Below are 22,517 nucleotides of genomic sequence, written 5' to 3' on the forward strand. Positions count from 1 at the left end.
AGTATTAAAGATAATGCTCGATATCCTATTTAGGGTATCGAGCATTTTGTATAGTTATAGCTCCTTACGCTTACTAGCAGAAGGAATTCTCATTTCTTCGCGGTATTTATTGATAGTTCTCCTAGAGATTGTGATGCCATATTCAGAGTTGAAATATTCCGCCATTTTCTGATCTGAATAGGGTTTTATTTTATTTTCTTCAGCAATGAGCTGTTGCAAAAGAGTTTTTACTTTTTCTTGTGAAATCGTATGGCCATCTTTTGTTTCGAGTTTGGATGTAAATAAGTTTTTAAGTTCAAATGTACCAATTGGTGTTTGAACAAACTTATTGGTTGTTGCTCGACTTACAGTAGATTCATGCATTTCTATAGCTTCAGCTACTTCTTTTAAAGTAAGTGGTTGTAAAGCAGAAAAACCTTTTAGAAAAAAATCCTGCTGCTTTCCTAAAAGTACCTGCATGATTTTAATAATTGTATTACGACGTTGTTCGATGCTGTTAATGAGCCAATTATAATTTTTATAATGCTCATTAATATATTTTTTTTCATCACGATTTGCAGTTGGTAAGTTCATATAAAAACTATTTAAATGGATATTTGGCAAGTAAGTATCATTTAAATGGAATAGTAATTGATGATTATGTTCTTCCACAATAATATCTGGACGCAAATATTCCGTTGTTTCATGACTCATAACAGCACAGGGTTTCGGGTTCAAGGTTTTAATCAAATCATTGCATTCTTTTATTTCTGCGAGTGAAATATGCATTTTATTGGCGATAACTTGCCATTTTTTCTCTGCCAATAAATTTAAATGTTCATTAATAAGTATAGCTAGTTGTTGGTGTTCAGGATATCGAGTGCGAGCTTGTAAAGTTAGACATTCTTCTAATGTACGGGCACCAATACCAGAAGGGCCAATTTGTTGTAATAGATGTATTCCTTCAGTAATTTCTTTTGTTTCAAAAGTGGTATGTATGGGATCCGTTTGGAAGTATCCTTGATCATTTAAATTATAAATAATGTATTTTAACTGTTTTTGTATGTAGTCATCATTGAAATTAAGTTTTACTAATTTATATAAATAATCTCTAAAATCAATTTCAGCTTTATATGTAATATCTGTAGTTTCTTTTCTTGAGTGATTTGAAAAGGTGTACATTGGTAACTTCTCGACGTATTGATCATCAGCTTTTTCTTGAAGTTCAATTAAAGGGTTCTCTAATTCTTGCTGCCGGATAAATTGTTCTAAATCATCATTAGAGTATTGAAGTAACTCGATTGACTGTCTAAGTTGAACTGTCATTAACATTTTCAATTCCTGGCGTTGTTGAATTACAAGTTCCATATAATCCCCCTCTAATCTAATCCACCCATTGTTTAACTATTGTAGCACATGTTCTATTACTTCAAAAAGACGTATTACTATGGAAATAAACCATAAAAGAGTTTGTGCGGTTTTATATTTATAATATTTTTTCTATTTAAAGTAAATAAAATAGTGGTTAATGTAGTTATTTACTAATGATAGATTATTTTGAATTTAAAATCAAAATATGTCGTGTTGTGTCAGTTGAATATTCGAAGTGGCATGAAGATTGCATGTAATAATTTATGGAAATGATGGATTCCAATTTAATGGGAGATGGGAGGGTATTTTATGTTTCGTTATATTATGAGTAGGATTGGTTATATGTTTGTTACATTGTTTATCATTATTTTATTATCGTTTGTATTAATGCAGACGTTACCTGGATCACCTTTTAATGATGAAAAATTGCCACCTGCACAAAAAGAATTATTATACGAAAAGTATGGGTTAGATAAGCCGGTAGCTGAACAGTTTGTAACTTACTTGAAAAATTTATCACAAGGGGATTTAGGTGTTTCCTTTACCTTTGATAATCGACCAGTAACGAAGATTATTAGTGAACGAATTGGCGCATCAGCCATTTTAGGGATGCAGGCAATTCTATTAGGGACGATGGTAGGTTTATTGTTAGGTATTTTAGCTGCATTAAGACATAACACATTTTGGGATTATGGAGCCATGTTAATAGCGGTATTGGGTATTTCAATTCCATCGTTTGTATTTGCAGGCTTTTTACAATATTGGGTAGGGGTCAAACTAGGATGGTTACCTATTGCCTTTTGGGGAGGATTTGAATATTCAATTTTACCAACATTTGCGTTGTCAGTAAGTGTTGTTGCTACGATTGCTAGATTTACACGTATCGAAATGCTAGAAGTCTTAGGACAGGAGTATATTATAACTGCGAAATCAAAAGGGCTTTCTAGTTTCGAAATCATAGGTAAGCATGGAATAAGAAATGCACTTATTCCTATTATTACAATTATAGGTCCACTTATTGTTAATACTATTACGGGCTCACTTGTTATTGAGAAGATTTTTAGTATACCAGGATTAGGCGAACAATTTGTTAATTCAATTATTACGAATGACTACCAACTGATTATGGGAACCACTATTTTTTATGCAGTTCTTTTCATAGTAGTTGTATTAATTGTTGATATTTTATACGGCTTTATTGATCCGCGCATTAGAGTAGCGGGGGGGAACCGATAATGGTAATAAAACATAATGAAAATGTAAAAGTGAAAAAGTATTCACCTGATTTATTTGAACCAGCTAATCAAGGGGCAATAAAAAGAGAACAAATTATGAGACCTGAGCAATCCTTTTGGCAGGATGCCTGGAGTAGGCTTAAAAAAAATAAAGCGGCATTCTTTGGTTTACTGATAATTGTAGTTGTCATTTTATTGGCGATATTTGGACCTTATATGAACAGTCATGGTTATGACGAACAAGATTTAACCCGTACCAATTTGCCCCCGAAGATTCCTGTGCTAGAGAATATTTCATTTTTAGGAGTTGATGGCAAGGATATTCGTAATGTCGACCAATATGCTTCTAAAAACGTTGATGAGTTTTTTTGGTTTGGTACAGATGAATTGGGAAGGGATTTGTGGACGAGAGTTTGGCAAGGAACTAGGATTTCGTTATATATCGCTTTCTTAGCAGCGACTATTGATTTAATTATTGGTGTAGCATATGGAGCGGTATCGTCATTTTATGGGGGAAGATTAGATACATTGATGCAACGTATTATTGAAGTTCTAGTTGGAATTCCAGGTTTAATTGTCAATATATTATTAATTTTAATACTAAAACCAGGGATTCTTTCTATTACATTAGCAATGGTTATTGTAGGTTGGATAGGAATGGCTCGGATTGTCCGAGCACAAATACTAAAGTTGAAAGGACAAGAATATGTATTAGCTTCTAGAACTTTAGGTGCAAGCAACCAGCGTTTAATATGGAAACATTTAATACCAAATACATTTGGTCCGATTATAGTGGTTACAACTTTCACTATTCCTGGTGCTATTTTTACAGAAGCTTTATTGAGTTTTATTGGTTTAGGGTTACAGCCACCAATCGCATCATTAGGAACCATTGTGAATGATTCTTATAAATTATTACGAATTTATCCACATGGAATGGTCGTATCGTCAATCATTATTAGTTTAATCATGATTAGTTTTAATTTATTAGGGGATGGTTTACGGGATGCGTTTGACCCTAAAATGAGAAAATAAGGGGGATGGAACATGGACTATATACTTCAAGTAAAAAATCTCCATGTATCTTTTGATACATATGCAGGAGAAGTACAAGCAGTACGAGGCGTTTCTTTTGATTTGAAGGCTGGTGAAACACTAGCGATTGTAGGTGAATCAGGTTCAGGGAAATCTGTAACATCAAAAAGTTTGGTGCGATTAAATCCCCCTGAATCTACTAGGGTTAAGAACGGTGAAATCCTGTTTGAGGGAAAAAATATCTTGAATATTACCGAGCAAGAAATGCGTAAAATACGTGGTGCAGATATTGCAATGATTTTTCAAGATCCAATGACTGCTTTAAATCCAACGATGACGATTGGAAAACAAATTGCGGAGAGTATTCGAAAACATACTAATATGGGCAGTACGAAGGTTAAAGATCGAGTTATTGAGCTCCTTCAAATGGTTGGAATAAAAGATGCTGAAACACGTATAAAGCAATATCCACATCAATTTTCTGGGGGGATGCGACAACGTATTGTCATTGCAATGGCATTAGCATGTGAGCCAAAGATAATTATTGCGGATGAACCAACTACAGCATTAGATGTTTCTATTCAAGCACAAATACTAGAACTCTTAAAACACATACAACAACAAATGGGTTTATCTATTGTGTTTATCACACATGATTTGGGTGTTGTCGCAAAAATGGCTGATCGTGTTGCAGTTATGTATGCAGGCAAGATTGTTGAAATCGGTTTAGTAGATGAGGTTTTTTATAAAACAACGCATCCTTATACGAAGGGATTGCTAGCAGCCATGCCTAGACCGAATATGATGTCAGATGAACTCTATTCGATCCCTGGCTCTCCACCAGATCTACTAAATCTCCCGCAAGGAGATGCATTTGCAGAGCGTAATAAACAGGCGTTAAAAATAGATTTTATAGAAGAACCTCCTTTATTTCAGATATCAGATACGCATTTTGCTGCCACATGGTTATTGCATGAGCTTGCACCAAAAACAGTTCCTTTAGAAAATAAATCTGAAGAGTCAATGTCCAGTGATTTTGTATTAGAACAAGAACGTACTACAAAGGAGAATCTCATTTTAGTTAAAGGGTTAAAGCAGTATTTTAAATTGGATAAACATAATACTGTAAAAGCAGTTGATGATATCAGTTTCAACATATATAAGGGTGAAATTTTTGGATTAGTAGGCGAATCAGGCTGCGGTAAATCAACGACAGGTCGCTCTCTCATTAAACTAAATGATATGACTGCGGGAGAAGTTATTATTGATGGAAAAGATATTAGAAAAGTGAAGTCTAAGAAGGAGTTATTGGAGTTTAATCGTAAAGTTCAAATGATTTTCCAAGATCCTTATTCTTCTTTAAATCCAAGAATGAAAGTCGCTGACATTATTGCTGAAGGACTTGATATCCATCATTTGAATGTAAATCAGCGTCAAGAAAAAGTACACGATTTACTCGAAACTGTAGGCTTAAATAAAGAACATGCTAATCGCTATCCACATGAATTTAGTGGTGGTCAGCGCCAACGTATTGGTATTGCAAGAGCACTAGCAGTGGAACCAGATTTTATCATTGCGGATGAACCAATTTCTGCGTTAGATGTTTCAATTCAAGCACAAATAGTGAATTTGCTAAAAAAGTTACAAAAAGAAAAAGGACTTACTTATTTGTTTATTGCTCATGATTTATCGATGGTAAAATATATTAGTGATCGAATTGGTGTAATGTATAGAGGAAAAATTGTAGAGATGGCGAGCAGTGAAGAATTATATGAAAATCCAATTCATCCTTATACAAAATCATTACTATCAGCATTACCACTACCAGATCCATTGTTGGAAAGAGAGCGAAAGCGAATCATTTTTGATGATCAATCTTATGAAGGTAGAAATCGAGAAAATGAAATTCTAAGAGAAGTCAGAAAGGGTCATTTTGTGATGTGCACCGAACAAGAATATGAAGAATATAGAAAGACTATTAAGGTGGTGAATCATTAATGTCCTTTAAAGATATTTATAGAATCGTAATTTGTATGTTGATTTCTATTGTCTTATCAGTCGTATTTATCTATGTGTTTGGACAAACAAATGTAGTTCTGAGTATATTAAACAATTTGTTTATCATAGCATCTATATTGTTAATAATCGGTGGAGGATTCTTTGTTCTTCAAGGGGGACTCTTCAATGGTATTACTTATAGTTTTAAACGATTTTTTAGCCGAATAACTAGATTAGGAGAATATGCTACAGCAATCGACGGAGATGTTGAATATACTTCAGCTTTTTCAAGTGATTACACGTACCCCATATTAATAGCAGGGGGTATTCAATTTATACTCGTATTGTTAATTTCAATTATTTATTTTTAAAAAAGAGATGTGAGCAATTTGCTCACATCTCTTACTTGTATGTCCTATTATGAACGTATTCTCTAAACGAAATAACTTTTTCAATGGCCAACAAATTCATGAATTTGTTTTAGGTTTTGAATCTTGTTATATGGATAGTAATATAAGGATCGTAAGGTTAATCACTCTCTATTTTTCGATGTATGCCCATTTGTAACTCATATCTGCAGAGAATGGATGCTCATAAAGGTTTTTTACATAAGGTTTCGTCAAGCGACTAATACCTACTTGGTAAGTTGGTGCGAATGCGACATCGTCTAGCATTAATTTCTCAGCTTGTTGCAATATTTCCCAACGTTTTTTACTATCAACAGTTACTCTCGCTTCTTTGATTAGTTTATCAACGCTACTATTACTGTAGTTAGATTGATTGTATGGTGCACCTGTCTCAAATAACTCGATATACGTCATAGGATCTTGGTAGTCAGGTCCCCAGCCGCCATAATCTAAATCAAAATCGACTTTAGCTTCTAAAGCTAATTTTTGTTTGTTAGGTTGCATATTAATAGTCAATTTAATGCCTTCTAAGTTTTTTTCAAGTTGATTTTTAATGTACTCGACGGCGCTTTTAGCTTGTGCAGTATCGTAACTTAGTATTTCTAGAGTCACTTTGTCAGTACCTAATTCTTTTAAGCCTTTTGCCCAATATTCTTGAGCTTTACTAATATCAGTTTTGTTCATATCACCATTGCCATCACGGAAGTCTTTACCATCAGGGCCTGAAGATAAACCTTCAGGTACTAAGAAATAGGCGGCGATGGATCCGTTTTTCATAATGACATTTGCCATAGCTTCTTTATCCCAGCCCATATCAATAGCTTTACGGATATTTTGATTGGATAGATATTTATTTTCGTGATTAATACGTAAAAAGTATGTGTTAGGTTTTAAGAAAGTTGAGAATTCTGGGCTATCTTTGTATTGATCAACGAATTCACTTGATAAAGTAGCTGTATCAATTTCATTTGCTTCGTATAGGTTCATAGCAGTTGCCGTGTCCTTAACGATTTTTTGGTTGATTGTAGTTAGTTTTACAGTATCTTTATCCCAATATTTCTCGTTCTTTTTAAATTTCCAACCTTGGCCTTGTTTCCATGATTCCAATATAAAGGGACCATTGTATATCATTTTATCAGTTTCAAGAGCATACTGGTCACCTTGTGCTTCAGTGAATTCCTCATTTTGTGGGAAGAATGGTGCATATGTTGTTAAGCTTAAGAAATATGGAATTGGTCTTTCCAGTTCGATTTCTAATGTATAGTCATCTACTGCTTTAATTCCAAGTTGATCAATTTTACCATACAGTGTGTCATTTTTATCTTGAATTTTTACAGCATTTTTAATGTCTAGCATTAGGTAAGAATATACAGCCTGTGTTTCGGGATTAATAGCCTTTGACCAAGCATAAATAAAGTCGTGTGCCGTAACTGGAGCATCGTTACTCCATACAGCATCTTTTCGAAGCTTGAAAGTATAAGTCTTACCGTCTTTGGATATCTCATGTGACTCTGCAATCCCTGGAACTGCTTCGTTTTCAGGCCCAATGCGATACAAGCCTTCATAAACAGAGTTCATAGCAGTTACTGCTAGCGCATCTAAGCTACCGAGTGAACTCATCGTTGTTAAATCCCCTGACGCAGATAGATTTAATACTTGTTCAGTCGTTGAACTGTTAGGATCACTAGCCTTTTCACCTTCCGTTTCGTTAGCTTCATCCTTACCGTAGCAGCCTGTTAAAATAATCATTAAAGAAAATAATAACATGAAAGAAAATAAAACTTTCTTCTTCATAAAATAAGCCCCCCTATTTTAAAATCCCAACAAACGAAAAGAATCCTATCATCCTTCTGAATGTGAGTCGAAGTAATAGTATGCAATATTCATGCCTATATCTTTATTAAGGTACAAATTTAGTGAAAGATTGGCATAATACTTGCAACATGTTAAATATTAAATTATTGGAGGGTTAAAAATGGGGAAATTAGAAAAGTTAAGAGCTGTATTAGAAGAGCAAGGATTGGAAAGTTTAATTGTGACAAATGATCAAAATCGACGTTACTTAACAGGATTCACTGGGAGCGCAGGAACTGTGTTGGTAACAAAAAACAAAGCATTCCTATTTGTGGATTTCCGCTATGTTCAACAAGCTCAAAATCAAACAATGGACTTTACTGTGAAAGAAATTGATCGTGCAGTTTTGTATGAAGTAATTTCCAACATATTACAGAAAGAAAATGTTAGTAGAGTTGGATTTGAGGAAAAGAATATTACGTATTACTTACATTCATTATTTGCTAAGAATATTCAAGCAGAACTTGTACCCATTTCAGGTGCAGTTGAAAAATTACGTATGATTAAATTACCTGAAGAAATTGAAAAGATTAAAATAGCAGCAAGTATTTCTGATGCGGCATTTACACATATATTGGATTATATAAAACCAGGCATATCAGAAATTGATATTGCCAATGAACTAGAGTTTTACATGCGAAAGAAAGGAGCTACTTCATCTGCCTTTGATATGATTGTAGCTTCAGGGTATCGATCAGCATTACCACATGGTGTCGCTAGTAATAAGTTAATAGAAGAAGGGGATATCATAACGCTTGATTTTGGGGCTTATTATGATGGCTATCGTTCAGACATGACACGCACAATTGCTATAGGACAACCAACAGAAGAAATGATAGAAATCTATAATATTGTTCATGGCGCATTAGAAAATGCACTGGCGCATATGAAGGTAGGCATTACTGGCAAAGAAGCTGATGCTTTGACTAGACAGTATATAGAAGAAAAAGGATTCGGAAAGCAATATGGGCATGGTTCTGGACATGGGATAGGGTTAGATATTCATGAGGACATTTTCATGTCCCCAGTTTCGGAAGAGGTATTACAAGAAGGAATGGTGTTAACGGTTGAACCTGGTATTTATTTACCTAATGTAGGTGGAGTTCGTATTGAAGATGATGTTCTAATAAAAAAGGATGGAATAGAAATTTTGACTTCTTCTCCAAAAGAGTTAATTATTTTATCTATGTCTATAAAATAAGACAACTGTCAAAAAATCTGTACAGTAAAAAAGAACGACTGACTATGTCAGTCGTTCTTTTTCTTTTATTCACTCATTTCATACAACGATATGCTTTCAATATAGTTTACAAATCTACGCAATTCTTTTTCTTCTGTTCGGTCAATTTCACCGGCTTCGTACATTTTTTGGATTTCCAAACGTTCAGTTTCAATTAAAAGAGCGCGTAATTCCTCTTTTATTTCATCGCGGCGTTCAGAATTTCGAGTGACGGATTGCTTCATCCTATCCATAATTCTGCGATATTCGTAAATAATAGAATTAGCAAGATCAGGGTTTTCTTCTGATTTTGCATATTGTTCTAGAGCATCAATGCCTGCTCCTAAAGCGTGCATACGTAACTCTTTCTTTTGGCGGAAATATTCAATCCGTTTATCCTTATTTAAACTGTATCTTTTTCGAGTAGTTTTCCAGTGAAGTAAAATTCTATAGAGAATAGTGATTACTTTTGGGCGATTTGGATTACTAATATTCTTTTCGCGTTCTTTAAAAGCAGCTTGGCATGCAGAGTATATATCCGGATCTAAGTTTTGGTCCTTTTGATTCTTTTCTATATAGTCCTTTTCTGCTTTTAACCCAATTAAACGTAGTTTTTTTATTTGATGCTTGCGTTCTTTAGAAGCTAATTTTTCTGCGTTGAGCTCTACATCGATTTGATTGAACATCATTTTTGCTTCGTCTATTAATTCAAAAGCTACAGTTTGGTTTTCTTCAGTCATCACTGTATTTATTTTACGGACTGAAGCAAGCAGTAAGCGTTTTTTGGCTTCATTAAAAGTGAGCTTTCCTTCTCGTATTTCTAAAACTTCTTCTTCATCAATTAAAAGAGGTAAGAAAATTGTAGCAATTAGCAATGTAAATAAAATAACACTAGATGCTAAAAACAAAATCAGCGAACGCTCTGGAAACAAATCTCCGTTATCAACTAGTAAAGGAAGTGATAAAACACCGGCCATCGTTACAGCGCCACGAACGCCTGTTAAGCTAGTCAGCAAACTCGCCTTCAGACTAGGCCTTTCTATTTCTTGAATTGCGTCTTTTTTATATTCATAGTGAGAAAAAGCATATGACCAAATGAAACGAATACCTAAAATAACAAAACCAATTGCAATAGAGTAACCGATAATTTGCCAGTTATTCATGGATGGATTCTCTAACGTTTCTGTCATCGACAACGGAATGTTTAATCCAAGTAACAGGAATACGACTCCGTTTAAAATGAACAGCACGATGGACCAAGTGTTTTCTGTAATTATTTGTTCTTCAGCAATTAAAGTCTCAGTATGATCTTTTACAAGTGCATGCACAATTCCACCTACAACGACTGCAATGACCCCTGATGCATGAAAGACATCCTCTGCAATGAAATAAATGATAAAAGGTGTTAAAAGCTGTAATAATGAATGAAAAACGACATCATGGATGCCTTTTTTTCGAAGTGTAAAGCGCAGTTGCGTAATGATGATACCTAAAATTAGACCAAGTATAGCCCCAGCCAAAAATGTATAAGTAAACTCGAAAAAAGCTTCCTTAATTGAAAAGTACCCTGTCACAACAGCTGCCACGGCGAATTTGAAAGCAACTAAACCAGAGGCATCATTAATAAGTGATTCACCACGAACGAGGTTTAAAATCTTCTCGGGTATTTGAATACGCTTTGCAATACCGTTTACTGCTACAGGATCTGTTGGTGATAAAATGGCTGCAAGTGCAAATGCAGCAGCTAGAGGTATATCAGGAATTAGCCAATGGATAAAGTAACCACCGCCGAGCGTCGTTAGAAGGACTAATATAATGGCATTCCCAAGAATAGGTGTGCGCATTTTCCACAGTTCTTCTCTAGGGAAATTGCGTCCGTCATTATACAAAAGTGGGGCAACAAAAAGTAATAAAAACCATTCAGATTCAAGCTGAAGCGTCATTTCATTAGCGAATATAGCTAATAGAACGCCAAGTGCTATTTGGATTAGTGCTGTAGGTATAAATGGAATATAATGTCCAATTACATTTGATAATAACAGGCAAACTAATAGTAATAGGATTGTAATTAATAAATCCATAATAAACTCCCTTCAAAAAAAGTATCGATAGAAAAGTAAGTATTTATTCATTACCCTTTTTCAGAAATAAATGTACTGTATAAAGAAACTTTCAAGAATATTTATGAAAAGGCCACGTTAAATTTGACAAAGGTGTAAACGTTCGCAAATAAGTGCGTGAATTTGTGATGGATATCATGACAGTTTCGAAAATGAAAGTTTATACTAGAACTACAAACAACCAATTAAAATAAAACAGAATCCGTTGTGAGGAGTGAATATATTGAAAACAGTTGTTGTAGTTGGTGGCGGTATAACAGGTCTTACTACTATGCATTATTTACAAAAGGAAAAAGAGGACAAAGGCTTAGATATAGATTTAGTATTGATTGAAAAGAATGACTACTTAGGTGGTAAAATGCACTCAGTAGAAAAAGATGGCTTTATTTTGGAGACGGGTGCAGATTCGATTGTTGCACGTCATTCTAGTGTTATGCCATTAGTAGAAGACTTAGGGTTACAAGATGATCTTGTATATAATGGTACAGGAATTTCGTATATTTACACAAATAATACATTGCACGCGATTCCAGCAGACAGCGTTTTTGGCATTCCTACAAGTGTAGAGTCCCTTGAAAGTAGCTCATTAGTTTCAGCAGAAGGAAAAAAAGAGGCGTTAAAAGATTTAGAAATGCCTAATGAGCATTTCACAAAGAATAGCTCAATCGGTTCTTTCTTAGAGCATTTCTTAGGAAAAGAGCTTGTTGAAAAACAAATCGCTCCAGTGTTATCAGGGGTCTATTCAGGGAAGTTAGACACGCTGACAATGGCTTCAACATTACCGTATTTACTCGAGTATAAAGAGCAGTACGGAAGTATTATTAAAGGGTTTGGCGCACATAAAGAAGAATTTCAAAAAGCGGCAAATAAAAAATTCATATCCTTTAAAAATGGATTATCTTCTTTATTTACCCGTTTTGAAGAGAAGTTAGCAGACGTTACAATTCTAAAAGGCGTTTCAACAAATCATATCGAAAAAAGCGGCGACAAATATAAATTGACATTTGATAATCACGAAGCAATTGAAGCTGATTTTATCGTGTTAACAACACCACATGATGTAACTCAAAAACTATTAAAAGATCCGAATTTGGACGAGGACTTCAACGATTTTAGCAATGCCTCACTAATTACGATGTATTTAGGTTTTAATATTCCCGATAGCCAATTACCTGCAGACGGTACAGGTTTTATCGTTTCTGAAAACAGTGATGTCAAATGTAATGCTTGTACATGGACAAGTCGTAAATGGAGTCATACTTCAAAAGACGGCAAATTACTTGTGCGTTTATTTTATAAAAACTCAAACCCAGATTTTGAAGAAATGAAGCATTCAAGTAAAGAGGAATTAACTGAAATTGCTTTAGAGGATATTGCAAAAAGCTTGAATATAGAAGCAGAGCCTACTGTTGTAGAAGTGACAAAGTGGAATGATTTAATGCCAGTTTACCATCTTGGTCATGGAAAAACAGTAGAAGCTTTATCAACTAAAATGGCCACTGCATATGAAAATGTATTACTTGCAGGTTGTTCTTATTACGGTGTAGGTATTGGCCCTTGTATTAAGAACGGGAAAGAAACAGCAGAATCAATTCTAGCAAAAATACATTAAAAAACAATCAAGGTAGGTAGAAAAGAGCTAAGGGATACCAATTTCATTAGCTCTTTCTTTTTGGGGTAATTTTAATAATTTTAACGTTATGTCAAACTGCTTGAAAGTGCTAAGTGAATTGTTACTATTAAAATGAATGAGAAAAGAAGGTGGATAACATGCGGAAAAAGGGAAGTTTGATATTAGGCATTTTCTTGCTAGTAATTGGTTTAGTTTTTATTTTCTATCAGCCTATTATGGGATATTTCATTTCGAATATGTCGAAGGCAACGATTGAGCAACAAGACATAGCGTCAGCAATGAAGAATCTAGATGCGTCATTTGATTTTCAGCAAGTGGATGATTTAAATGTCAAAGATGTTGTAAAGGCACAATTCAATCAAAAAAAACTAAATGCCATTGGAGCTATTAGTGTACCTCAAGTGAATATGCGATTACCTATTTTATATGGTGTATCGAATACAAACTTAGCAATTGGTGCTGGTACGATGAAACGTGAACAAAAGATGGGAAAAGCTAATTATGCCTTAGCGGGTCATAATATGAATAATGGGAAGGCACTCTTTAGTCCTCTTACTAATGCGGAGGAAGGTATGCAAGTTTATGTAACCGACTTTAAAAAAATCTATGAATATAAAATTGATAAAATGCATATTGTACAACCGGAGCAAATTGATGTCATAAATGATTCAAATGAAAAAATGATAACGCTCGTTACATGTAATTATGATGGTTCTAAGCGACTGATTATTCAAGGTGAATTGGTTGAAATAAAAAGTTATGATAAGACATCAGCTAATAAAATTTTTGCAAATAAATAGTCATGAAGAAATGATTGTTGTTTCAACAAGTAATTGCCAAAACTCATCTTTTTTGTTTTGTAGCTAAAATATACTTATAATACAGAGTTTTGCTATAATTCTAAAAACGCTCTTGACGATATTCTTTTCTAGGGTTATGATTCTTTTAATTATTCTAACAATTAAATATATATTTCTTATCAAGAGAAGCTGAGGGACTGGCCCTTTGAAGCTTCAGCAACCAGCCATCTGGTCAGGTGCTAACTCCAGCGGATTTACAGATTGTCCGAAAAGATAAGAAGGAGCGAACATCGTAATCGTCAAGCCTTCTTATCCATAAGAAGGCTTTTTTATGTAGAAAGGAAGGGATTTTAATGGGATTACTTGAAAAATTGCAAACACAAGTGTTAACAGCTGACGGTGCGATGGGCACTTTATTATATTCTTACGGAATTGATTATTGTTATGAGGAATTAAACATTACCAAGCCTGAAGTGATTGAAAATATACACCAACAATATATAAAATCAGGCGCTGACATTATTCAGACTAATACGTATACAGCGAATGCCATTAAATTAGAACGTTATGGTTTAGAGAGCTCTGTAAAGGAGTTTAATGAATCGGCAATCGCCATTGCAAAACATGCTGCAGCACCAGGAGGCCAATTTGTCTTAGGGACAATTGGTGGTATTCGCGGTATTCGTAAAAGTGAAGCGACACTAGCTGAAATCATAGCTGCATTAGATGAGCAAGCGGGGTATCTATTAGCAGGTAATCCGGATGGTTTATTACTAGAGACGTACTATGATTTTGAGGAACTTTCATCTGTAGTGCAACATTTGAGAAAATTGACTGATGTACCAATCATCTCGCAAGTATCAATGCATGAACCAGGTATTTTACAAAATGGCTTATTATTAAATGATGCATTGCACCAATTAGAAGCTTTGGGTGCAGATATTGTTGGAGTAAATTGCCGTTTAGGCCCTCACCATACAATCCAAGCGTTTGAGGATGTAGAATTGCCATCCAAGGCATTCTTATCTGCATATCCAAATGCTAGTTTGCTAGATGTAGAAGATGGCAAAATTGTTTACGAATCAGAGGCTGATTATTTTGGCCGTGCTGGTGTTTTACTACGTGACCAAGGTGTTCGATTAATTGGAGGATGTTGTGGTACGACACCGAAGCATATAGAAGCTGTAAAAAAACGTATTGCTGACCTACCACCAATTGAAAATAAAATTGTAAAGAAGAAAAAAGTAATCGAGATTAAAGAAGCGACTCCTGATCAGCATGAGCCACTTCACGAAAAGGCGAAAAAGGAACGTACAATCATTGTAGAACTCGATACACCTCGCCACCTTGATACCACTGCCTTTATAGAGGGGGCGCAAATACTCAATGAAACAGGTGTTGATGCTGTCACTATGGCTGATAATTCATTGGCATCCCCTCGTATTAGTAACATGGCAATGGGCTCAATTTTGAAAATGCAAAATAATATTCGTTCCCTTGCTCATATTACTTGTCGTGATCGCAATCTCATCGGCTTACAATCGCATTTAATGGGTCTTGATGCATTAGGTATTAATGAGATTTTAGCAGTTACTGGAGACCCTACAAAAGTAGGTGATTTCCCAGGTGCAACTAGTGTTTATGATGTCTCAAGCCTAGAGTTACTTCAATTAATTAAACAGTTGAATGAAGGGATATCATTCTCAGGTAAACCTCTTCGTAAAAAGGCTAATTTCTCTATTGCAGCTGCATTTAATCCTAATGTACGAGTGCTTGATAGAGCCGTAAAAAGATTAGAAAAGAAAATTGAGTGTGGAGCAGATTATTTCATCACACAGCCTGTATATACGAAGGAAAAAATAATAGAGATATATGAAGCTACTAAACATTTAGAAACCCCTATTTTCATAGGAATCATGCCACTAACAGGTATCCGAAATTCAGAGTTTTTACATCATGAAGTACCAGGGATTAAGCTCTCTGATGAAGTACTTGAAAGAATGCGCGCAACGGGTAATGATAAAAATCTTGCAACTGCAGAAGGTATAGCGATTGCTAAGGAATTAATCGATACAGCCGCAGAGTTATTTAATGGTATTTATATCATTACGCCATTTACACGTTACGATATGTCAGTAGAATTGATTCATTATATTCAAGAGCTAGATCAACAGAAAGTAGGAGATCACAACTATGTTAAAACAACCAATTAAAGAACGACTCCAACAACATATTCTTATATTAGACGGTGCAATGGGGACTATGCTCCAAAATGCTAATTTAACTCCCGAGGATTTTGGTGGAGATGAATATGATGGCTGTAATGAATATTTGAATATCACACGACCTGACGTGATCGAAAATGTACACCGTGCTTATTTAGAGGCGGGTTCAGATATTATTAGTACGAATACATTTGGTGGGACTCCTGTTGTATTAAATGAATATGCATTGGGTGATCAAGCGCATGAAATTAACTTATTAGCAGTGCAAATCGCTAAAAAAGTAGCGGATGAATTGTCAACACCTGAATGGCCACGATATGTTGCTGGTGCAATGGGACCAACGACTAAAACCTTATCAGTAACTGGTGGTATTACATTTGATGAGCTATTGTATGACTTTTACGTGCAAGCTAAGGCATTAATTAACGGTGGAGCGGATTTGTTATTACTTGAAACAAGTCAAGATATGCTGAATGTTAAGGCTGGCACTTTAGGTATTAAACAAGCGTTTGAAGAGCTTGATAAAGAACTGCCTGTGATGATCTCGGGAACAATTGAACCTATGGGAACTACTCTGGCAGGGCAAAGTATTGAAGCCTTTTATATTTCAATTGAACATATTAAACCGCTATCAGTCGGGTTGAACTGTGCTACTGGACCTGAATTTATGACAGATCATTTACGCACGCTTTCAGAATTAGCAACAAGCTATGTTAGTTGTTATCCGAATGCAGGTTTACCAGATGAAGAAGGGCATTATCATGAGACTCCGGAATCATTGTCTAAAAAGCTTGAAGGTTTTGCAGATAAAGGCTGGTTGAATATTGTTGGGGGTTGTTGTGGTACCACGCCTGAGCATATTAAATCAATCCGTAAAGTAGTAGAGCATAAGCAGCCTCGTCAAATGCCTGAAACAGCGCATGGTCATGTCGTAGCAGGAATTGAACCGCTTATATATGATGATTCAATGCGCCCGTTATTTGTAGGTGAACGTACAAATGTTATTGGTTCACGAAAATTTAAGCGTTTAATTATAGAAGGTAAATTTGAAGAAGCGGCAGAAATTGCTCGTGCACAGGTGAAAAACGGTGCGCACGTTATGGATATTTGCTTAGCAAACCCTGACCGGGATGAACTTGAAGATATGAAAAACTTCATGACTGAAGTGGTAAAGAAAGTTAAAGTTCCCCTTGTAATCGATTCAACTGATGAAAAGGTAATCGAAGAAGCACTGAAATATTCCCAAGGGAAAGCAATCATTAACTCTATTAATTTAGAGGACGGAGAAGAACGTTATGATGCTGTTTTACCAATAGTGAAAAAATACGGTGCTTCTATCGTTATCGGAACAATTGATGAAAAAGGAATGGCTGTTGACCGCCATAGTAAATTGAAAGTTGCTGAACGTTCTTATGACCTGCTAGTGAATAAATGGGGAATCGCACCGGAAGATATTATTTTCGATCCTCTTGTATTCCCAGTTGGTACGGGAGATGAACAATATATAGGAGCGGCTGAAGAAACGATTGAAGGTATTCGCTTAATCAAAGAAAAAATGCCTCGAGTATTAACTATTTTAGGTGTTAGTAATGTATCGTTTGGTTTACCTCCAGTTGGACGTGAAGTATTAAACGCTGTGTATTTATACCACTGTACACAAGCCGGGCTAGATTACGCTATTGTAAATACAGAGAAATTAGAGCGCTATGCTTCAATTCCAGAAGCTGAGATTAACTTAGCAAATGATTTAATCTATAAAACAAACGACAAGACACTTGCTGATTTCACAGATTTCTATCGTGACAAAAAGAAAGAAAAGACTGAAGATGATATTCCAAAAACAGTACCAGAGCGACTAGCATATTACATTATTGAAGGTACAAAAGAAGGGCTAATCCCTGACTTAGAAGCTGCAATGAATATGTACGATTCACCGTTAGAGATTATTAATGGACCTTTGATGACAGGGATGGCTGAAGTTGGACGTTTGTTCAATGACAACCAATTAATCGTAGCCGAAGTACTACAAAGTGCGGGAGTTATGAAAGCATCAGTATCATTCCTAGAACAGTTCATGGAAAAAAATGAAAATGATACTGGTAAAGGAAAAGTAATATTAGCAACAGTTAAAGGGGATGTACATGATATCGGAAAAAACCTTGTTGATATTATTTTAAGTAATAATGGTTATAAGGTAATTGATGTTGGTATTAAAGTTACACCCCAAGCACTAATTGAAGTTATTAAAAAGGAACATCCAGATATCGTTGGATTATCAGGATTACTCGTAAAATCAGCACAGCAAATGGTCATTACTGCGCAAGATTTCAAGGATGCAGGCATCATTACTCCAATGCTCGTAGGTGGAGCGGCATTATCAAGACGCTTTACAGAAACGAAAATTGCAGCAGAGTACGATGGTCCAGTTATGTATGCAAAAGACGCGATGCATGGGCTTGAGTTAGCTAACAGACTGCAAAGTGATGATAAAGGTGAATTGCTAAATGAGTTAGAAGACGCAATTGAAAAACGTGCAGCATCGGAAGAAAAGCGTGCTGCAAGACCAGCTGTTGCTGTAGCAGAAAAACCAGTTAAAACAGTACGTTCAGATGCACCGATTTTTGTACCGACTGATTTACGACGTCATGTTTTAAAAGACTATTCAGTATCTCATTTGTATCCATATGTGAATATGCGAACATTAATTGGCCATCATTTAGGTTTAAGAGGATATAGTGATGAAATGCTTGAAAAAGGTGACTCTCGAGCAGTTGAGTTATACGAATTAGTAACAGAATTCTTGGAATCAGGTATGTTAAATCCATCAGGCATGTATCAATTCTTCCCTGCACAAGCAGACGGAAATGATGTTGTTATTTATGATCCAGAAGATAGTAAGACCGTTATTGAGCGCTTTACTTTTCCACGACAAAATAAGATGCCGTACTTATGTTTAGCTGATTTCTTGAAAACAGTTGATAGTGGAGAAATGGATTATGTTGCTTTTATGCAAGTAACTGCTGGGCACGGTGTACGTGAGGCTGCAGCACGTTTGAAAGAGCAAGGGAAATTCCTTGAAAGTCATGCATTCCAAGCAACAGCTCTTGAATTAGCAGAAGGTTTTGCAGAACGCATCCATCAAGAAATTCGAGACCAATGGGGATTCCCAGATACCACCGATTTCACTATGCGTGATCGTTTTGCGGCAAAATATCAAGGGCAACGTTTTTCATTTGGCTATCCTGCATGTCCAAATTTAGAAGATCAATCGAAACTCTTTGGTTTGATTAAACCAGAAGATATAGGTGTACATCTTACAGAGGAATTTATGATGTCGCCAGAAGCATCCGTATCAGCAATTGTTTTTGCACATCCTGATGCAAGATATTTCAATGTAGAATAAGAAAAAGCGAGATGGTTTTAAGCCATCTCGCTTTTTGCATTTATTTTAAACAGATTGTAGATGTAATTTCGAGTAAGAAAACAAAATCCATCCTTATCATTTAATGATAAATATTAAACAAAGTAAGCAGTATCAAGTGTATTTTTAATTTTATTACCAAGTATTAAGACTTGCTATATGACAGATGTCATATGTTAATCATGACAACTATATCTACTATCATGTAACTATAAGTTTTAAGATGAGAATATATAAAGCGAAGAAAAGTGAGGGACATCACATGAATAATATAGAAAAGACGAAGCAATTACGTAAGGACGTCGCACCGTTCGCTAAGTCTCATTTGAATAAAAGTATTATGCAAATGGTTAACACTTTGCTACCACTAATAATCTTATGGACAGCAGCGTATCTATTAGTTCCAGTATCTGTTTGGGCATCGGTTGGTTTAAGTATTATCGCAGCAGGTTTTGTAGTTCGTACATTTATTATATTCCATGATTGTACTCACGGGTCATTTTTTAAAAATAAAAAAGCAACAGATATTGTTGGTACATTAACAGGAGTATTAACATTATTTTCTTATGAAAAATGGAAACGTGAACACGCGATTCACCATGCAACAAGCTCAAATTTAGATAAACGTGGTGTTGGTGACATTTGGGTGATGACAATTGAAGAGTACGTTGCAGCATCAAAAATGGAGCGATTCAAATATCGCGCTTACCGTAACCCGCTTGTAATGTTCGGATTTGGACCACTTTATTTAGTATTAATTTCAAGTCGTTTTAATCGTAAAGATGCAAAACGAAAAGAGCGTATGAATACGTATCTTTCAAATATTATTATCTTAGCACTAGCAACTACGATTGTGATGACTGCTGGATGGACTGCATTTTTAATCGTACATGGTACGACGATGTTTGTAGCTGGTTCATTAGGGATTTGGTTATTCTACATTCAACATACATTTGAAGATTCATATTTTGAAGAAGAATCTGAGTGGGATTATGTAAAAGCGGCGATTGAAGGAAGTTCATATTATAAATTGCCACTAGTTTTACAATGGGTAACAGGTAATATTGGTTTCCATCATGTGCATCATTTATCACCACGTGTACCGAATTACTTATTAGAAGAAGCACATGAAAAAGTACCACCACTTCAAAAAGCGACAACAGTAACTATCAAAACAAGTTTAGAATCATTACGTTATAAATTATATGATCCATCACAAAAAGCCTTTGTGACTTTCAAATCTGTACAAAGATTAGTAGATGAACATGATCGCTTGTCAAAAAATCAAGATGTACCTATGAAAAAAGCAAGCTAAGTAAGAAAGACGGTCATTTCTTTAAACAGAGATGGCTGTTTTTGTTTGTATGACATTTGATATAATAGGGGCAATTAGATGGGGCGGTGAATGAATTTATGCTGAGCTGGTTTAGTATTTTCCCGAAGAGTCCTTGGCTAAGTATCTATGCTTGGGTTATTTTCTGTTTACTACCGTTCTTTTTCATATTTAGGTCATCTTCATTTTTAGAAATAGCGATAGGAATTTCAATTTTACTTTTATATTTTGTTTCGTATCGTTTTTCACATAGATCACACAATGGACTAGTGTATATGTGGGTATCCTTTGAAATGTTAATTAATGTTGCGATGACATTACTTTTTGGTTATGTTTATCTATCATTATTTACGGCGTTTTTTATCGGGAATATTCGTAATACTGTAGGATTTTACATTATGTATGGCTTACATATCGCTTTTACAATTGGCGCGATAGTAGCAGGGTTTTTCATTGAAATTGATTTATTTCTTCCTCAAATACACTTTATCATTATTTCGGTTATTGGAACGGTCTTATTACCGTTTAATTTATATAACTGGAATAGGCGTGAAAAGCTTGAAGGGCAACTAGAGTCGGCAAAAGAACGTATTTCTGAGCTTAGTATCTATGAAGAGCGCCAGCGTATCGCACGCGATTTGCATGATACCCTCGGGCAAAAGCTTTCCATGATTGGCTTGAAAAGTGATTTAGCTGCACGTTTAGTGGAAAAGGATCCACAGGCAGCAGTAATGGAATTAAAAGATATTCGCCAAACAGCAAGCATTGCGTTGAAGGAAGTGCGCGAACTTGTCGCAGATATGCGTACAGTGAAGTTACGTGATGAACTTGTCCGTATTCAGCAAATTTTAGATGCAGCTGAAATGGAATTGACGATTGTAGGAGACCCTAATTTTGATAAGGTTCCAACGATTGTAGAGAATGTTCTAAGCATGTGTTTAAAGGAAGCAGTTAATAATATAGTAAAACATAGCGATGGATCGAAATGTGAAATTACATTCGTCCAAAATAATAATGAATTGCAGATTATCATTGCTGATAATGGCGTTGGCCTATCAGCAAGAAAAGAAAAATCAGAAGGTAATGGCTTAAATGGCATGCGAGAACGGTTAGAGTTCGTCAACGGAAATCTGGAAATTACTGAACAAAATGGCACAGTGCTTAATATTACTGTACCTGTCGTCATCACACATCAAAAGGGAAGTGACCAACATGATTAAAATCGTCATAGCTGAAGACCAAGGTATGCTTCTAGGTGCTATGAAATCTTTACTCAATATGGAAGATGATATGGAAGTAGTCGGCATTGGCAAAAATGGTGCTGAAGCTGTCACGCTTGTCGAGGAGCATAATCCTGATATTTGTATTATGGATATTGAAATGCCCTTAAAAACTGGATTAGATGCTGCTGAAGAATTACAAGATCATCCTTGTAAGATTATCATTTTAACTACTTTTGCGCGTCCAGGTTATTTCGAACGCGCTCGTAAAGCGGGTGTGCGTGGTTATTTATTAAAAGACAGCCCCATCGAAGAACTTGTAAATTCTATCCGTGTAATTATGGAAGGCAGACGGCTATATGCACCTGAATTAATCGATATTGTCTATGAAGAGACGATTGAAAATCCGCTCACAGAACGTGAAAGTGAAGTACTTGAGCTAGTAGCGGAGGGTAAAACGACGAAGGAAATAGCGGGGGAGCTTTTTCTTTCGCCCGGTACCGTGCGAAACTATATTTCAACCATCTTAGACAAACTAGAAGTAAGCAATCGAATTGAAGCTATTGCTCGTTTTAAGGAAAAAGGATGGAACAAATAGAGCGAAAGAGTTGGCTAAGCGAGTTTTATATAAATCCATATTGTAAATTAATCAGCATCTCCTTGTGAG

The 22,517-nt window shown here is 35.4% G+C and carries 15 protein-coding genes and 1 riboswitch; of the genes, 12 read left to right on the forward strand and 3 right to left on the reverse strand.

Annotation, left to right across the window (positions count from 1 at the left end):
* Positions 1-54: 54 nt before the first annotated feature.
* Entirely contained in the window at positions 55-1,347 is a 1,293-nt protein-coding gene (gene rpoN, locus MKY02_RS02180; protein WP_038179411.1) for an RNA polymerase factor sigma-54, read from the reverse strand.
* A 312-nt stretch (positions 1,348-1,659) separates the two neighbouring features.
* Between rpoN and opp3b the strand changes: the two genes are divergently transcribed.
* The 4 genes from opp3b to MKY02_RS02200 are packed head-to-tail and all read left to right on the forward strand — an operon-like array spanning position 1,660 to position 5,989.
* Positions 1,660-2,586 (forward strand): oligopeptide ABC transporter permease, encoded by a 927-nt coding sequence (opp3b, locus tag MKY02_RS02185; protein ID WP_038179409.1) that lies wholly within the window; start codon positions 1,660-1,662, stop codon positions 2,584-2,586.
* Positions 2,586-3,620 (forward strand): oligopeptide ABC transporter permease, encoded by a 1,035-nt coding sequence (gene opp3C / locus MKY02_RS02190; protein ID WP_038179407.1) that lies wholly within the window; start codon positions 2,586-2,588, stop codon positions 3,618-3,620. The genes opp3b and opp3C overlap by 1 nt, the downstream gene beginning before the upstream one ends.
* A 12-nt stretch (positions 3,621-3,632) precedes the next feature.
* The gene (locus MKY02_RS02195; RefSeq protein WP_076035275.1) at positions 3,633-5,618 is read left to right on the forward strand and encodes an ABC transporter ATP-binding protein; all 1,986 of its coding nucleotides are present in this window, start codon (positions 3,633-3,635) and stop codon (positions 5,616-5,618) included.
* Positions 5,618-5,989 carry a DUF3899 domain-containing protein gene (locus MKY02_RS02200; RefSeq protein ID WP_235175669.1) on the forward strand — a complete coding sequence of 124 codons (372 nt, stop codon included), beginning with the start codon at positions 5,618-5,620 and terminating at the stop codon, positions 5,987-5,989. The genes MKY02_RS02195 and MKY02_RS02200 overlap by 1 nt, the downstream gene beginning before the upstream one ends.
* A 168-nt stretch (positions 5,990-6,157) precedes the next feature.
* Here the strand turns inward: MKY02_RS02200 and MKY02_RS02205 are convergent, their stop codons facing one another.
* Positions 6,158-7,819 (reverse strand): peptide ABC transporter substrate-binding protein, encoded by a 1,662-nt coding sequence (locus MKY02_RS02205; protein WP_038179405.1) that lies wholly within the window; start codon positions 7,817-7,819, stop codon positions 6,158-6,160.
* A 181-nt stretch (positions 7,820-8,000) separates the two neighbouring features.
* On the opposite strand from MKY02_RS02205, the gene MKY02_RS02210 reads away from it, so the two are divergent.
* On the forward strand, positions 8,001-9,080 hold the full coding sequence (locus tag MKY02_RS02210; protein WP_340710554.1) for a M24 family metallopeptidase: 1,080 nt from the start codon (positions 8,001-8,003) through the stop codon (positions 9,078-9,080).
* Positions 9,081-9,145: 65 nt separating this feature from the next.
* Here MKY02_RS02210 and MKY02_RS02215 read toward each other — a convergent pair whose 3' ends face one another.
* Positions 9,146-11,179, reverse strand: coding sequence for a Na+/H+ antiporter (locus MKY02_RS02215; RefSeq protein WP_038179399.1), 2,034 nt, complete (start codon positions 11,177-11,179; stop codon positions 9,146-9,148).
* A 262-nt stretch (positions 11,180-11,441) separates the two neighbouring features.
* On the opposite strand from MKY02_RS02215, the gene MKY02_RS02220 reads away from it, so the two are divergent.
* The 7 genes from MKY02_RS02220 (at position 11,442) to MKY02_RS02250 (ending at position 22,448) form a co-directional block, all read left to right on the forward strand.
* Entirely contained in the window at positions 11,442-12,830 is a 1,389-nt protein-coding gene (locus MKY02_RS02220) for a protoporphyrinogen oxidase (RefSeq protein WP_038179397.1), read from the forward strand.
* Between the two features lie 158 nt (positions 12,831-12,988).
* On the forward strand, positions 12,989-13,651 hold the full coding sequence (locus MKY02_RS02225; RefSeq protein ID WP_038179395.1) for a class A sortase: 663 nt from the start codon (positions 12,989-12,991) through the stop codon (positions 13,649-13,651).
* Between the two features lie 173 nt (positions 13,652-13,824).
* Positions 13,825-13,931, forward strand: a riboswitch (SAM riboswitch).
* Between the two features lie 73 nt (positions 13,932-14,004).
* Positions 14,005-15,864, forward strand: a complete 1,860-nt coding sequence (locus MKY02_RS02230; protein WP_038179393.1) for a bifunctional homocysteine S-methyltransferase/methylenetetrahydrofolate reductase — start codon at positions 14,005-14,007, stop codon at positions 15,862-15,864.
* The gene (gene metH / locus MKY02_RS02235) at positions 15,845-19,279 is read left to right on the forward strand and encodes a methionine synthase (protein WP_038179384.1); all 3,435 of its coding nucleotides are present in this window, start codon (positions 15,845-15,847) and stop codon (positions 19,277-19,279) included. The genes MKY02_RS02230 and metH overlap by 20 nt, the downstream gene beginning before the upstream one ends.
* A 280-nt stretch (positions 19,280-19,559) precedes the next feature.
* Positions 19,560-20,612, forward strand: coding sequence for a fatty acid desaturase (locus tag MKY02_RS02240; RefSeq protein WP_076035271.1), 1,053 nt, complete (start codon positions 19,560-19,562; stop codon positions 20,610-20,612).
* A gap of 98 nt (positions 20,613-20,710) precedes the next feature.
* Positions 20,711-21,850, forward strand: a complete 1,140-nt coding sequence (locus MKY02_RS02245; RefSeq protein WP_076035270.1) for a sensor histidine kinase — start codon at positions 20,711-20,713, stop codon at positions 21,848-21,850.
* Entirely contained in the window at positions 21,843-22,448 is a 606-nt protein-coding gene (locus MKY02_RS02250) for a response regulator transcription factor (protein ID WP_038179381.1), read from the forward strand. The genes MKY02_RS02245 and MKY02_RS02250 overlap by 8 nt, the downstream gene beginning before the upstream one ends.
* Positions 22,449-22,517: the final 69 nt, after the last annotated feature.

It is taken from the genome of Viridibacillus sp. FSL R5-0888 (assembly GCF_038009105.1).
Lineage (GTDB): Bacteria > Bacillota > Bacilli > Bacillales_A > Planococcaceae > Viridibacillus > Viridibacillus arenosi.